We start from the raw sequence: 14,294 nt of genomic DNA on the forward strand, positions 1-14,294 counted from the left end.
GTGGTCGGTGGCGGGCGGGGCACCACGGCCGTCAGCGGATCGGCGCAACGTTATTCGATTATCTCGATACCTTCAGTGTTGACTAAATATAATCCCACCCCGAGTGGGCACGAGAGACGGAGACTCAAAAACAAGCCGAGAGGCCCGGAGGAGCCTCTCGGCTGGGGGCGTCACGCCTGCTCGGACCACCAGCGGCGGCCGGCTTCGCCGAGGGTGGAGATCGGGTCGTAGTAGGGGTAGCGGCGGTCGAGGGCTTCCGGGTCGTCCAGCTCGATGCCGGTGCGGTAGTTCTTGGTCCAGTAGGAGATGCCGAGTTCGCGGTCGTACTCGTGGAGCTGGTGGACCCAGCGCTTGCCGACGTAGGGGACGTCGCAGACGATGCGCGGGGTGGCGTAGCCGGGGAGGTAGCCCATGATGGCGTGCTGGAGCTCCTGGGCTTCCCAGAGCGCGACGCGCCAGTGCTCGGCGTTGGGGATCATGTCGCACATGTAGAAGTAGTAGGGCAGGACGTTGGCTTCGCCCTGGAGCGCGAAGCAGAGGTCGAGCAGGTCGTCGGGGGTGGCGTTGACGCCCTTCATGAGCACGCCCTGGTTGCGGACGTCGCGGACGCCGACTTCGAGGGCGGTGCGGGCGGCTTCGGCGACGAGCGGGGTGACGGACTGCGCGTGGTTGACGTGGGTGTGGATGGCGAGGTTGACGCCGCGGCGGGCGGCGGTGCGGGCGACGCGTTCGAGTCCTTCGACGACCTTGGGTTGCAGCCAGTGCTGGGGGAGGCCGGCGAGGGCTTTGGTGGCGAGGCGGATGTCGCGGACGGTGTCGATGTCGAGCAGGCGCATGAGGAAGTGCTCGAGCTGGGGCCAGGGGACGTTGGCGACGTCGCCGCCGGAGACGACGACGTCGCGGACCCCGGGTGTGCGCTTGAGGTAGTCGACGATGCGTTCTTGGCGGTCGACGGGTTTGAGGGTGAGCTTGTGCTTCTGGACCTGGGGGGTGGAGTTGCCGACGAGGTCCATGCGGGTGCAGTGGCCGCAGTACTGGGGGCAGGTGGAGACGAGTTCGGCGAGGACTTTGGTGGGGTAGCGGTGGGTGAGTCCTTCGACGACCCACATCTCGGCTTCGTGGAGCGAGTCGCGGGTGGAGTGGGGGTGGCTGGGCCAGTCGGGGTCGCGGTCGGAGTGGACGGGGATCATGTAGCGGCGGACGGGGTCGGCCAGGAAGGCGTCGGTGAACGCTTCGGGGTCGAGGGGGGCGTCGGGCGCCATGGTGTTGATCATGTGGGGTGGGATGAGCATGGACATGGTGGCCGCTTGGTGCTGGTCGGCGGCGAGGTCGTCGTAGAACCGGTCGGTGAGCAGGTCGCCCATGAGGGTGCGGAGCTGCTTGGGGTTCTTGACGCAGTTGGCTCGTTGCCACTGGGCGTCGCGCCATTGGGCGGGGGTGGTGTGGCGCCAGCCGGGGAAGCGTTGCCAGTCGGGTTCGACGAGTTGGCGGCGCACGTAGGTGTAGGGCTGGAGGTGGGCCCGGTGCGTGGGTGCGACCTCGTGCAGCGCGGTCATCCATGCTCCCTGTCGGTCGAGTGGCGTGAAGATATGCTGCCAGAAGGCCGGTTGGGCGTAAATATTTCGGCGGGGAGCGTTTCGGGGTGGTGGTTCGTTGGGGTGGTATGCGTGTGTTCTTGGCGGTTGTGGTCGGGGTGGCGGTGGAGGTGACCGCCCTGGTGGCGGCGTTCGGGGCGTGGGGTCTGTTCCCGACGTTGGGGTTGCTGTTGTTGGGGGGTGTGGTGGGCGCGGCGGTGGTGCGTCGTGAGGGGGTGCGCGCGGTGGCGGCGTTCTCGGAGGCGGTGCGGACGCGGCGGGCTCCGCACCGGGAGGTGGCGGAGGGTGTGCTGGTGGCGGCGGCGGGGTTGTTGATCCTGGTGCCGGGGTTGGTGAGCGATGTGGTGGGTTTGGTGTTGTTGGTGCCGGCGGTGCGTCGGTTGGTGGGTGGTCGGATGGCGCGGCGTGCGCGGGAGCGGGAGCGGGCGGTGGTGTTGAACCTGCGGTACGGGCGGGATCCGATGGCGGGTGGTGTGGTGGTGGAGGGTGGTGTGGTCGAGGTGCGTCCGGAGGGGTCGGGTCGTCGGGAGCTGCCCTGATCCCCGGGTGCCGATCCCCGGGTGCTGATCCTCGGGTGTGCCGATCCCCGGGTGGTCGTTCGGTCGGGTGTCGTGTCGGGGTGGGTTGGGTAGTGAGACGGCATGACCGTCATCGGTGTGCACGCGTCTCATGAGCAGGTTCATCCGTCCGAGTTGTTGGCCGCGGTGCGTCGGGCGGAGGAGGTGGGTTTCGACGCGGCGATGAGTTCGGACCACTTCTCGCCGTGGAGCGCGCGTCAGGGGCAGAGCGGGTTCGCGTGGTCGTGGTTGGGTGCGGCGTTGCAGGCGACGGGGTTGCCGTTCGGGGTGGTGAACGCGCCTGGTCAGCGGTATCACCCGGCGATCGTGGCGCAGGCGATCGGGACGTTGGGTGCGATGTTCCCGGGTCGGTTCTGGGCGGCGTTGGGCAGTGGTGAGGCGAGCAACGAGCACATCACGGGTGGGGGTTGGCCGCGCAAGGAGGTGCGGAACGCGCGGTTGCGGGAGTGCGTGGACGTGATCCGGGCGTTGTTGGCGGGTGAGGAGGTCAGTCACGACGGTCTGGTGACGGTGGACCGGGCGCGGTTGTGGACGAGGCCGGAGGTGCCGCCGTTGTTGGTGGGTGCGGCGGTGAGCGAGGAGACGGCGCGGTGGTGTGCGGAGTGGGCTGACGGGTTGATCACGGTGAACGCGCCGCGGGAGCGGTTGGAGCGGTTGGTGGGTGCGTACCGGGATGCGGGTGGTCGGGGTGCGGTGCGGTTGCAGGTGCACCTGAGTTGGGCGGAGTCGGAGGAGGAGGCGCGGGCGGTCGCGCACGAGCAGTGGCGCAGCAACGTGTTCCCGCCGCCGGTGTGTTGGGACTTGGAGTTGGCGGAGCACTTCGACGTGGTGTCGGAGCGGGTGTCGGTGGACGAGGTGGCGCGGGTGGTGAACGTGTCGTCGGATCCGGGGTGGCACGCGAAGGTGTTGCGGGAGTACGTGGAGTTGGGGTTCGAGGAGGTGTACCTGCACCACGTGGGGGTGGAGCAGGGGCGTTTCCTGGACGTGTTCGGTGAGCGGGTGCTGCCGGAGGTGCGGTCGTGAAGTTGACGCGGACGGCGGACCTGTGGTGGAAGAACGCGGTGGTGTACTGCCTGGACGTGGAGACGTTCCACGATTCGAACGGTGACGGGGTGGGTGATTTCCGGGGGTTGATCGACCGGATCGACCACTTGCACCGGTTGGGGGTGACGTGCCTGTGGTTGATGCCGTTCTTCCCGACGCCGGACCTGGATGACGGTTATGACATCACGGATTACTACGGCGTGGACCCGCGGTTGGGGACGTTGGGTGATTTCGTGGAGTTCGTGCGGACGGCGCGTGACCGGGGTATGCGGGTGATCGCGGACCTGGTGGTGAACCACACGTCGGACCGGCACCCGTGGTTCCAGGCGGCGCGTGATCGGGAGAGTCCTTTCCACGAGTGGTACGTGTGGCGGGACGAGCTTCCGGCGGACGCGGGGGAGGGTGTGGTCTTCCCGGACAAGGAGTCGTCGTTGTGGACGTACGACCGGAAGGCCAAGCGGTATTTCATGCACCGGTTCTACCGGCACCAGCCGGAGTTGAACGTGGCGAACCCGGAGGTGCGGGACGAGATCGCGCGGGTGATGGGTTTTTGGATGGAGTTGGGGTTGTCGGGGTTCCGGGTGGACGCGGTGCCGTTCCTGTTGGAGGCGCCGGTGGAGGCGTTGCCGGATCCGCACGACTACCTGGCGGATTTGCGGGCTTTTTTGTCGCGTCGGAACGGCGAGGCGGTGTTGTTGGGTGAGGTGAACCTGCCGTACACGGATGCGATGGCGTTCTTCGGGAAGTCGGACGGTGTGGGCGACGAGTTGCACATGTGTTTCGATTTCATCGGGATGCAGCAGATGTATTTGTCGTTGGCGCGGGAGGAGGCGAGTCCGTTGACGCACGCGTTGCGGGAGCGGCCGCGGCCTCCGCGTGATTGTCATTGGGCGACGTTCGTGCGGAACCACGACGAGTTGACGTTGGACAAGTTGACGGTGCCGGAGCGGCAGGAGGTGTTCGACGCGTTCGGTCCGGACGAGGACATGCAGTTGTACGGGCGGGGGTTGCGGCGGCGGTTGCCGTCGATGTTGGGCGGGGACCTGTCGCGGATCAAGATGGTGTACAGCTTGTTGTTCTCGCTGCCGGGGACGCCGGTGATGTTCTACGGCGAGGAGGTCGGCATGACGGAGGACCTGTCGTTGGAGGGTCGTCTGGCGGTGCGGACGCCGATGTGGTGGGACGCGGTGGAGGAGCAGCGGCGGGATCCGGGGTCGTTGTTGGGGTGGTTCCGGTTGTTGGTGGAGCGGTACCGGGAGTGCCCGGAGTTGGCGTGGGGTGAGTTCTCGGCGATCGACACGGCGGAGCCGTCGGTGTTGGCGCACCGGTGTGAGATCGACGGTGGGGTGGTGATCGCGGTGCACAACTTCGCGGGGCGGGACGTGGTGGTGGAGTTGCCGAAGGTGGAGGGTGAGCTGAGGGATCTGCTGGTGGACGGGACGGTGGCGGTGGAGGACGGTTCGGCGACGGTGGAGTTGGGGCCGTACGGGTGTCGGTGGTTGCGGCAGGTGGTGCGGTAGTCGTGGGTGGTGTCGTGCCCGGGTGCCTGTGCGGGTGCCCGGGCACGGTGCTGTTTCGGGCACCCGCAGCGACCGTCGGGGTGGCACCCTTGCGGGATCCGGGCCGTTCACGTGAAGATATCCGCGTTCCGGCCCTGTCGACCGAAGGATTTCCATGACTTCGCCGTATGGTCTGCATCGTGTGCTCGAGCCGGCGGGGGTGTTGCCGCAGCAGGCGGAGCGGTTGGACGCGAGCCCGGTGTGCGGCGCGGACGAGGTCGTGGTGGACGTGTCGCGGTTGAACCTGGACGCGGCGTCGTACCGGCAGCTGCGGGAGCGGCACGGTGTGGGGGGTGTGCGGCGGGCGGTGCTGGACATCGTGGCGGCGCGGGGGAAGATGCAGAACCCGGTGACGGGGTCGGGCGGGATGCTGCTGGGCACGGTGCGGGAGGTGGGTCCGCGGTCGCCGTCGGGGTTGCGGGTCGGGGACCGGATCGCGTCGCTGGTGTCGTTGACGTTGACGCCGTTGCGGATCACCGACGGCCTGGCGGGGTGGGACGGGCGGGACGAGCAGGTGCCGTGCGAGGGGACGGCGGTGTTGTTCGGCCGGTCGATCGCCGCGGTGCTGCCGCGGGACCTGCCGGAGGGGTTGGCGCTGTCGGTGCTGGACGTGTGCGGCGCGCCGGCGTTGACCGACCGGGTGGTGCGGCGGCGGTCGGCGGCGTCGGTGCTGGTGCTGGGCGGCGGCGGGAAGTCGGGGTCGTTGTCGTTGGCGGCGGCGCGGCGGGCGGGTGCGTCGCGGCTGGTGGCGCTGGTGCCGACGGATCGGGAGGCGGCGGCGGTGCGGGCGTCGGGGTTGGCCGACGAGGTGGTGGTGGCCGACGCGCGGGATCCGCTGGCGGTGGCGGCGGCGGTGGGTGAGCGGGTGGAGGTCACGGTGGTGTGCGTGGACGTGGCGGGCTGCGAGCACGGGGCCGTTCTGGCGACGGCCGACGGGGGCGTGGTGGTGTTCTTCTCGATGGCGACGTCGTTCGCGGCGGCGGCGTTGGGCGCGGAGGGGTTGGCGGCGGACGTGGAGATGCTGATCGGGAACGGCTACGTGCCCGGTCACGCGGAGTTCGCGCTGGGGTTGCTGCGCGGCGAGCCTGCCGTGCGGGCCCTGTTCGAGGACCGGCAGACTCAGCGGGCGTGACTACCTTGCTCGTGGGGGGACGCATCCACTCCCCGACCGCTCCCGACGCCACCGCGATGGCGATCTCCGACGGCACCGTGGTGTGGCTGGGCCAGGACCCGGTGGGCCGCGCGCTGCACCCCGACGCGGAGGTGGTGGACCTGGGCGGGGCGTTCGTGGCCCCGGCGTTCGTCGACGCGCACGTGCACGCGACGTCGGCGGGGCTGCTGCTGACGGGGTTGGACCTGACCGGGTGCCGGTCGGCGGCGGAGCTGCTGGCGGCCGTGCGGTCGGCGGGGGGCGACGTGGTGTGGGGGCACGGCTGGGACGAGACGCGGTGGCCGGAGGGGCGGGCGCCGACGCGGGCGGAGTTGGACGAGGCCGCGGGCGGCGCGCGGGTGTACCTGTCGCGGATCGACGTGCACTCGGCGTTGGCGTCGACGGCGCTGGTGGACCTGGCGGCGGGGGCGCGGGGTGCGGACGGGTGGCACCCGGAGGGGCCGTTGACGCGGGAGGCGCACCACCACGTGCGGCGGGCGGCGCGGGACGCGATCCCGGCGGGGACGCGGCGGGCGGCGCAGGAGGCGTTCCTGCGGCACGCGGCGTCGCGGGGGATCGCGTCGGTGCACGAGTGCGCGGGGCCGGACATCTCCTCGGTGGAGGATTTGGCGGACCTGTTGGCGACCGACGTGCTGGACGTGGTGGGCTACTGGGGCGGTGTGGAGCCGGTGGGGTTGCCGGTGCGCGGGTTGGCCGGTGACCTGTTCGTGGACGGGGCGCTGGGGTCGCGCACGGCGGCGTTGTGCGAGCCCTACGCCGACGGCGGGGGGACCGGGGCGCTGTACCTGGACGCCGAGGCGGTCGCGGAGCACCTGGTGGCGTGCACGCGGGCGGGGGTGCAGGGCGGGTTCCACGTCATCGGCGACGCCGCGGTGGCCGCGGTGGTGGACGGGTTCGCCCGCGCGGCGGAGGTGGTGGGCGCCGCGGCGCTGGCGGCGCGGCGGCACCGGCTGGAGCACCTGGAGATGGTGACCGCCGGGCAGGCGGAGCGGTTGGCGTCGTGGGGTGTGGTGGCGTCGGTGCAGCCGCTGTTCGACCGGGAGTGGGGCGGGCCGGAGGGCATGTACGCGCGCCGGTTGGGCGTGGAGCGGGGCACGCGGCTCAACCCGTTCTCCCGGTTGGCGGCGGCCGGGGTGGTGCTGGCGTTCGGGTCGGACGCGCCGGTCACCGACGTGGACCCATGGGCGGCGGTGCGGGCCGCGGTGCGGCACCGCACGGAGGGGTACGGGATCTCGCCGCGGGCGGCGTTCAACGCCCACACCCGCGGCGGGTGGCGCGCGGCGGGAGTGGACGACGGGGTGACCGGCACCCTGCAGCCGGGGGCGCCGGCCACGTACGCGGTGTGGGACGCGGGGGAGTTGGAGGTGGCGGCACCGGACACGCGGGTGCAGCGCTGGTCCACCGACCCGCGCTCGCGCGTCCCGGCGCTGCCGGCCCTCGACGGCCCGACCCCGACGTGCCTGCGGACCGTGCTGCGCGGCCGCACTGTCCACGACGGGGGTGTGCTGGGGTGACCGGCGGCGTGCCGGGCCGTGCCCGCCGGTCCGACGGGCCGCGTGCGACCCCGACCGATCCCAACCCGGCCGCTCCCGCGCCGGCCGACCCCACACCGGACCGACCCACACCGGACCGACCCACACCGGACCGACCCACACCGGACCGACCCACACCGGACCGATCCGCACCGGCCTGACCCCACGCGGCACGGCCCGACCCGCTGCCCGACGTCCCGTCCCGACCCGCTGCCCGACGTCCCGTCCCGTCCCGACGAACAGGAGTGAACCCGATGGCGTTGCTCGACCTCGACCCGAAGGTGGTCGCCACGGCCCGCGCGTTGGCCGCCGAGGCCGCCGCGCCGGTGGTGGCCCTGGCCAAGGCGCACACCACGGTCGCGGTCGAGCGCGCCACGCTGCGGCTGGCCGGCATCACCGGCGCCGACAGCACCCACCGGGCGGGCGACGTGCCGTGGGTCAACCGGGTGGTGGACACCGTCCGCGAGCACTGCGGCCTGGAGCACGGGGTGGTCCTGCCGGTGTTCCACGCCCTGCGCGAGCACGACCTGGCCACGCTGACCGACCTGGCCGAGGCCACCGCCGCCGGGCAGGTCCGCTACACCCTGCCCACCGGCCGCGACCGGGAGCGGGCGCGCAAGGCCGCCACCGCGGCCGTCACCCGGGGCCTGCGGACCGTGGACCGCAACCGGGCGCAGCGCGACCGGCTCGTCGCCAAGCTGGGCGACCCGCCGCGCCGCCCGTGGATCTACCTGATCGTGGCCACCGGCGACATCGACGAGGACGTCGTGCAGGCCCGCAACGCCGCCCGCGCCGGCGCCGACGTCATCGCCGTCATCCGCTCCACCGGCCAGTCGCTGCTGGACTACGTGCCCGAGGGGGCGACCCACCACGGGTTCGCCGGCACCTACGCCACGCAGGAGAACTTCCGCATCATGCGCGCCGCCCTGGACGAGGTGTCCCGGGAGGTCGGCCGCTACGTGCGGCTCACCAACTACGCGTCGGGGCTGTGCATGCCCGAGATCGCGGTGCTGGCCGGGCTGCAACGGCTGGACATGATGCTCAACGACTCCATGTACGGGATCCTGTTCCGCGACATCAACCCGGTCCGTACGTTCGTCGACCAGCGGTTCTCCCGGCAGGTCCACGCCCGCGCCGGCATCGTCATCAACACCGGCGAGGACAACTACCTCACCACCGCCGACGCCGTCGACGCCGCCCACACCGTGACGGTGTCGCAGCTGCTCAACGAGCACTTCGCGCACGAGGCGGGCCTGCCCGACCACCTGCTGGGCCTGGGGCACGCCTTCGAGATCAACCCCGACCTGCCCGAGTCGTTCCGGCTGGAGCTGGCCCACGCGCTGCTGGCCCGCGAGCTGTTCCCCGACGCGCCGCTGAAGTGGATGCCGCCCACCAAGCACATGACCGGCAACGTGTTCCACGGCTACCTGCTCGACGGGTTCTTCACCCTCGCCGGCGCGCTGACCGGCCAGTCGATCCTGCTCGTGGGCATGATGACCGAGGCCGTGGCCACCCCGTTCCTGTCCGACCGCGACCTGGCCCTGGCCGGGGTGCGGTACGTGCTGGACGCGGCCGGGAACCTCGCCGAGGACTTCCGGCCCGCCCCCGACGGGCTGATCGTCAAACGCGCCCACCAGGTGCTGGGGGAGGCGGTGGACCTGCTGCGCCGCATCGTCGACGACGGGCTGCTCAACGCCATCGGCGACGGCACGTTCGGCCTGATGAGGCGCCCCGCCACCGGCGGCAGGGGCGCCGACGGCGTCGTCGCCAAGGCCGACGACTACCTCAACCCCGCCGCGGACCTGCTGGAGGCACACCCGTGAAGCGCCACGTCCGCCCCTACGGCGACACCACCGGCGACGGCATGGTGCAGACCTCGTTCACCCTGCCCGTCCCCGCCGGTCCCGCCGCCGACGGCGCCGCCCGGCAACTGGCCAACAAGATGGGCATCGACCCGGCCACCGTCGTGCACTCCCACCCCATCGGCGAGGACTTCACCTTCTTCGTCGTCTACGGCTCCGTCCGCCACGTCGTGGACCTGCACGAGGTGCGCGTCGTGGAGCGCGACTACCCGCTGCTGCCGCCCGCCGAGGTCAACACCGCGGTGCGCGCGCTGCTGCGCCGCAAACTCGTCGTCGTCGGCGCGTGCATCGGCACCGACGCCCACACCGTCGGCATCGACGCCATCCTCAACATCAAGGGCTTCGCCGGGCAGAAGGGCCTCGAGTACTACCGCGAGCTGAAGGTCGTCAACCTCGGCGCGCAGGTCTCGGTGCCCGACCTGGTCCGCCGCGCCCGCGCCGAGAAGGCCGACGCCGTCCTGGTGTCGCAGGTCGTCACCCAACGCGACGCGCACCTGCTCAACACCCGCGAGATGGCGGCGGCGTTCCGCGAGGCCATGGGGCAGCGGCGGCCCCTGCTCGTCGCCGGCGGACCCCGCTTCGACCCGCTCATGGCCGACGACCTGGGCGTGGACCGCGTCTTCGGCCGCGGCACCACCCCCGGCGAGGTCGCCAGCTACCTCGTCCACGCCGTGCAGACCCGCCACCAGGAGACCGCGTGAACAACCCCACCGAGGGCCTGACCGTCACCCACCGCCGCTACGTGCCCCACTCCCACGCCCACTACGGCGGCGACCTCGTCGACGGCGCCTACGGCCTCGGCCTGTTCGGCGACGTCGCCACCGAACTGCTCATCCGCACCGACGGCGACGAGGGCCTCTTCGCCGGCTACTCCTCGGTGGAGTTCCTCGCGCCCCTGCACGCCGGCGACGTCGTCGAGGCCACCGCCACCCTGATCCGCGTCGGCACCCGCTCCCGCGAGATCGACTTCGAAGCCCGCGTCGTCTGCCGCGCCGCACCCCACCGCGGCCCCTCCGCCGCCGACGTCCTGGACCCGCCCGTCGTCGTCACCCGCGCCCGCGGCACCGTCGTCGCCCCACCCGCCCGCGACTAGCCGACCGGCTCCTCGGGGTGGCGGCACTCGTCCACCACGTTCACCCGGTAGCGCTGCCGCAGGTCCTCGGCCAACACCGCCACGTCCACCCCGAACGCCTCGACCACCTCCACCGACGCCGGCGTCGACTCCACCCGCGCCGCGTCGGCCAGGTCGTCGCGCCCTGCGGCCCGCAACGCGCCGGTCAACCGGGCGTGGTTGTCGGCCTGCGTGCGCTCGTCGCGCACCTCCCGCACCCGCCGGTCACCCCGCAACTCCCGCGCCGCCCGCCACATCTCCGCGTCCGCGCCGAACAACACCCGCACCACCACGCAGTGCGGCCCCGCCGTGCCCGCCACCCGGCGACCGGACCCGAACACCGCCACCGACACCAGCACGCCCGCGACCAACGCCAGGACCACGGTCAGGGCCAGGAACGGCGGCAACGGTCGGCGCGACACGCCCACCACCCTGCCACGGCCCGTGCCGGGACGGCGACTTGGCGTCACGCCCCCGGCCTCTGCCACCATCGACGGTGTGATCAGCATCGACCCGGACTCCGACGTGCCGCCCTACGAACAGGTGCGGTCCCAGTTCGCCCGCCGCATCACCGACCGCGACCTGGCCGTCGGCACCCGCCTGCCCACCGTCCGGGCGCTGGCCGCCGACCTCGGCCTGGCCGTCAACACCGTCGCCCGCGCCTACCGCGAACTCGAGGAAGCCGGCCTCATCGAAACCCGCGGCCGCGCCGGCACCGTCGTCAGCGCCGCCGGCCAACGCGGCCGCGAACGCGTCCTGCGCGCCGCCCGCGCCTACGCCGCCACCGCCCGCGAACACGGCCTCACCGGCGACGAGGCCCTCGACATCGTCCGCGCCGCCCTCACCGACACCTGACCGGTCAGTAGGGGCTCTTGGGCATCATCACCCACAACGCCAGGTAGACGAGGAACTGCGGCCCCGGCAACAGGCAGGACAACACGAACACCAACCGCACGGTGTTGGGCCGCCACCCGTACCGGGCCGCCAACCCCGCGCACACACCCGCGATCACTTTCCGGTCCTGAGGCCTGGTCAACGTGGTCATGACTCCACCTTCCCCGCACACCGCCACCCCGACATCGGTGGGAACCCTGAATCCCTACCCCGACCACCCGCCCCCGAACCCCAGGGCAACCCCGACCCGCCCCACACGTCCACCCACCCCGCCCGCACCCCGCACCGCCCGGCCGTCGCCCCCCACAACCACCGACCCGACCCGGCTTCGACCCACCAACCCCGGCCCGGTGGTGCACGGTCCAGCGCCGGCAGCCGACCGACCCGGCCGGCGACCGACCGGAGCCGCGACCCCGTCTGCGGCGGGCCGGGCCGGCGGCGACCCGACGTCCGGCGCGCCTCGGGCGCGACCGGGGCGCGCGACACGCGGGGGAGCGGGGCGCGCGCGGGGAGCGGGCTGGCTGCCGGTTCGTGACCCGCGGCTCGTAGGCTGACGCGGTGGTCGCAGCCCCCGTGACGCCGGATCAACCCGCAGCCGACACGCCCCACGCCCGCCGCCGGGACGTGCGCGGCACGCTGCTGCGGGTCCTGCTGGCCGCCGCGGGCGGGGCGGCGGTGTTCCTCAGCTTCCCCCCGCGCACCACCTGGTGGCTCGCACCCCTGGGGTTCGCCGCGTTGGGAGTGGTGCTGCACGGCCGCCGCGCCCGCGCCGGGTTCGGCCTCGGCCTGGTCTGGGGCCTGGCGTTCATGGCGCCCCTGCTGCGCTGGACCGGCGAGTTCGTCGGCCTCATCGCCTGGCTGCCCCTGGCGCTGCTGTGCGCGGTCCTCGTCGCCGTCGGCACCGCCGCCATGGCCGTGGTGTCCCGCCTGCCCGGCGCGCCGCTGTGGATGGCGCTGGTGTGGGTGGCCGACGAGGCGCTGCGCTCCGTCGTGCCCTTCGGCGGGTTCCCCTGGGGCAAGATCGCGTTCGGCCAGCCCGAGGGCTGGTACCTGCCCCTGGCGGCGCTGGGCGGCGCGCCCCTGGTCGGGTTCGCCGTCGCCCTCACCGGCCTCGGCGCCGCCCACCTCGCCCGCGGCCCCAAGGTCGCCGTGCCCGCCGTCGTGCTGCCCGTGGCCGCCGCGCTCGCCGCCGCCCCGCTCGTGCACACCGACCCCGACCAGGGCACCGCCACCGTCGCCGCGATCCAGGGCAACGTCCCCCGCGCCGGCCTGGACTTCAACGCCCAGCGCCGCGCCGTGCTCGACAACCACGTCGCCCGCACCCTGCAACTGGCCGCCGACGTCGACGCCGGCCGCGCCCCGCACCCCGACCTGGTCGTGTGGCCGGAGAACTCCTCCGACATCGACCCCTTCCGCAACGTCGACGCCGCCAAGCAGATCCAACGCGCCGTCGAGGCCATCCGCGCGCCCATCGCCGTCGGCGCGGTCGTCGTCGACCCCGACGACAAGCTGCCCCGCAACACGATCGTGCTGTACCAGCCGGGCGTCGGCCCCACCGACACCTACACCAAGCGGCAGCTGCAGCCCTTCGGCGAGACCATGCCCTACCGCGACTTCTTCCGGCTGTTCACCGACGCCGTCGACCGGGCGGGCAACTTCCAACCCGGCACCGACCCGCGCGGGTTCACCATGGGGCCCGCCAGGGTCGCCCTCGACACCTGCTACGAGGTCGCGTTCGACGGCGTGGTCCGCGACTCCGTCACCGCGGGCGCGAACCTCATCGCCATCCCCACCAACAACGCCACCTTCGGCTACACCGAGATGACCTACCAGCAGCTGGCCATGTCCCGCGTCCGCGCCGTCGAGCACGGCAAGGCGGTCGTCGTCGCCGCCACGAGCGGCGTCAGCGCCCTCGTCGCCCCCGACGGCTCCGTCACCCACCGGACCGGCCTGTTCACCCCCGACGCGCTGGTGGCCACGGTCCCGCTGCGCGGGGAGGCTACGCTGGCCACCCGGCTCGGCGCAGGGCCCGAGTGGGTGATGACCGCCCTGGGCCTGACAGCCGTGGCGATCGCCTTGACAGTGACACGACGACGGACGCGTCCGACCCCTGGTGCGGGGGCCGGCGAGGAGGAAACGGATGGCGGACCAGCAGGCGCAGCCTGACCGCGAGCTCGGGCCGGTGCTGGTGGTGATCCCGACCTACAACGAGCGGGACAACATCGGGAAGATCGTGAAGCGGCTGCACACCGCGCTGCCCACCGTGCACGCCCTCGTGGTGGACGACGGCAGCCCGGACGGCACCGGACGGCTGGCCGACGAGATGGCCGCCGCCGACGACCGCGTGCACGTGCTGCACCGCACCGAGAAAGCCGGCCTCGGCGCGGCCTACGTCGCCGGGTTCCGGTGGGCCCTGGACCGCGGCTACGCCGTCGTCGTCGAGATGGACGCCGACGGCTCCCACGCCCCCGAGGACCTCCCGCGGCTGCTCGACGCCCTCGAGGACGCCGACCTCGTCCTCGGCTCCCGCTACGTGCCCGGCGGCAGCACGGTCAACTGGCCCAAGTACCGGGAGCTGATCTCCCGCGGCGGCAACGTCTACTCCCAAATCGCGCTGGGCGCGAAGGTGCGCGACATCACCGGCGGCTTCCGCGCCTTCCGCGCCGAGGTCCTCGAACGGCTCAAGCTGCACACCGTCGCCTCCCAGGGCTACTGCTTCCAGATCGACCTGGCCTGGCGCACCATCGAACTGGGCTACCGCGTCGTCGAGGTCCCCATCACGTTCACCGAACGCGAGGTCGGCGAGTCGAAGATGAGCGGCAACATCGTCCGCGAAGCCCTCTGGCGGGTCACCAAGTGGGGGGTGCGGCGCCGCGCGACGCAGCTGCGGGAACTGCTCGCCCCCAAACCCAAGACCCCCAGCACCCGCTGACCCCACCCCAGACCCA

Annotated in this window: 14 protein-coding genes; 11 read left to right on the forward strand and 3 right to left on the reverse strand. The window is 72.4% G+C overall.

All coding sequences use genetic code 11. The annotated features are described in order from the left end of the window. Positions 1 to 170: 170 nt before the first annotated feature. Complete coding sequence (locus tag ACIGNX_RS10280) at positions 171 to 1,556, reverse strand: KamA family radical SAM protein (RefSeq protein WP_396538389.1); 1,386 nt, start codon at positions 1,554 to 1,556, stop codon at positions 171 to 173. A gap of 107 nt (positions 1,557 to 1,663) precedes the next feature. Here ACIGNX_RS10280 and ACIGNX_RS10285 point away from each other — a divergent pair, with 107 nt between their 5' ends. The 8 genes from ACIGNX_RS10285 to ACIGNX_RS10320 all read left to right on the forward strand — a co-directional run bounded on the left by ACIGNX_RS10285 (position 1,664) and on the right by ACIGNX_RS10320 (position 10,434). Beyond that, positions 1,664 to 2,134, forward strand: coding sequence for an FxsA family protein (locus tag ACIGNX_RS10285; RefSeq protein ID WP_396538391.1), 471 nt, complete (start codon positions 1,664 to 1,666; stop codon positions 2,132 to 2,134). A 102-nt stretch (positions 2,135 to 2,236) separates the two neighbouring features. Continuing rightward, positions 2,237 to 3,196 (forward strand): TIGR03885 family FMN-dependent LLM class oxidoreductase, encoded by a 960-nt coding sequence (locus ACIGNX_RS10290; protein WP_396538393.1) that lies wholly within the window; start codon positions 2,237 to 2,239, stop codon positions 3,194 to 3,196. Beyond that, on the forward strand, positions 3,193 to 4,737 hold the full coding sequence (locus ACIGNX_RS10295; protein ID WP_396538395.1) for an alpha-amylase family protein: 1,545 nt from the start codon (positions 3,193 to 3,195) through the stop codon (positions 4,735 to 4,737). Before ACIGNX_RS10290 ends, ACIGNX_RS10295 begins: the two co-directional genes overlap by 4 nt. Before the next feature lie 181 nt (positions 4,738 to 4,918). Then, a complete protein-coding gene (locus ACIGNX_RS10300; protein ID WP_396538397.1) occupies positions 4,919 to 5,908 on the forward strand; it encodes an L-erythro-3,5-diaminohexanoate dehydrogenase in 990 nt (329 codons plus the stop codon). Positions 5,909 to 5,964: 56 nt separating this feature from the next. Next, the gene (locus ACIGNX_RS10305) at positions 5,965 to 7,461 is read left to right on the forward strand and encodes an amidohydrolase (RefSeq protein WP_396539181.1); all 1,497 of its coding nucleotides are present in this window, start codon (positions 5,965 to 5,967) and stop codon (positions 7,459 to 7,461) included. A gap of 272 nt (positions 7,462 to 7,733) precedes the next feature. Beyond that, entirely contained in the window at positions 7,734 to 9,302 is a 1,569-nt protein-coding gene (locus ACIGNX_RS10310; RefSeq protein ID WP_396538399.1) for a lysine 5,6-aminomutase subunit alpha, read from the forward strand. Then, the gene (locus tag ACIGNX_RS10315; RefSeq protein WP_396538401.1) at positions 9,299 to 10,042 is read left to right on the forward strand and encodes an OAM dimerization domain-containing protein; all 744 of its coding nucleotides are present in this window, start codon (positions 9,299 to 9,301) and stop codon (positions 10,040 to 10,042) included. Before ACIGNX_RS10310 ends, ACIGNX_RS10315 begins: the two co-directional genes overlap by 4 nt. Continuing rightward, positions 10,039 to 10,434, forward strand: coding sequence for a hotdog domain-containing protein (locus ACIGNX_RS10320; protein WP_396538403.1), 396 nt, complete (start codon positions 10,039 to 10,041; stop codon positions 10,432 to 10,434). Before ACIGNX_RS10315 ends, ACIGNX_RS10320 begins: the two co-directional genes overlap by 4 nt. On the opposite strand, the gene ACIGNX_RS10325 is transcribed toward ACIGNX_RS10320, so the two are convergent. Continuing rightward, positions 10,431 to 10,874 (reverse strand): hypothetical protein, encoded by a 444-nt coding sequence (locus ACIGNX_RS10325; RefSeq protein ID WP_396538405.1) that lies wholly within the window; start codon positions 10,872 to 10,874, stop codon positions 10,431 to 10,433. The genes ACIGNX_RS10320 and ACIGNX_RS10325 overlap by 4 nt on opposite strands. 76 nt (positions 10,875 to 10,950) lie before the next feature. Here ACIGNX_RS10325 and ACIGNX_RS10330 point away from each other — a divergent pair, with 76 nt between their 5' ends. Continuing rightward, a complete protein-coding gene (locus ACIGNX_RS10330) occupies positions 10,951 to 11,307 on the forward strand; it encodes a GntR family transcriptional regulator (protein WP_396538407.1) in 357 nt (118 codons plus the stop codon). A 4-nt stretch (positions 11,308 to 11,311) separates the two neighbouring features. Here the strand turns inward: ACIGNX_RS10330 and ACIGNX_RS10335 are convergent, their stop codons facing one another. Beyond that, positions 11,312 to 11,497 (reverse strand): PspC domain-containing protein, encoded by a 186-nt coding sequence (locus tag ACIGNX_RS10335; protein ID WP_396538409.1) that lies wholly within the window; start codon positions 11,495 to 11,497, stop codon positions 11,312 to 11,314. A gap of 407 nt (positions 11,498 to 11,904) precedes the next feature. Here ACIGNX_RS10335 and lnt point away from each other — a divergent pair, with 407 nt between their 5' ends. Both lnt and ACIGNX_RS10345 read left to right on the forward strand, forming a co-directional pair. Then, a complete protein-coding gene (gene lnt / locus ACIGNX_RS10340) occupies positions 11,905 to 13,512 on the forward strand; it encodes an apolipoprotein N-acyltransferase (protein WP_396538411.1) in 1,608 nt (535 codons plus the stop codon). Further along, the gene (locus ACIGNX_RS10345) at positions 13,487 to 14,278 is read left to right on the forward strand and encodes a polyprenol monophosphomannose synthase (protein ID WP_396538413.1); all 792 of its coding nucleotides are present in this window, start codon (positions 13,487 to 13,489) and stop codon (positions 14,276 to 14,278) included. The genes lnt and ACIGNX_RS10345 overlap by 26 nt, the downstream gene beginning before the upstream one ends. Positions 14,279 to 14,294: the final 16 nt, after the last annotated feature.

The organism is Actinosynnema sp. NPDC053489, from assembly GCF_044544865.1.
Taxonomy (GTDB): Bacteria; Actinomycetota; Actinomycetes; order Mycobacteriales; family Pseudonocardiaceae; genus Actinosynnema.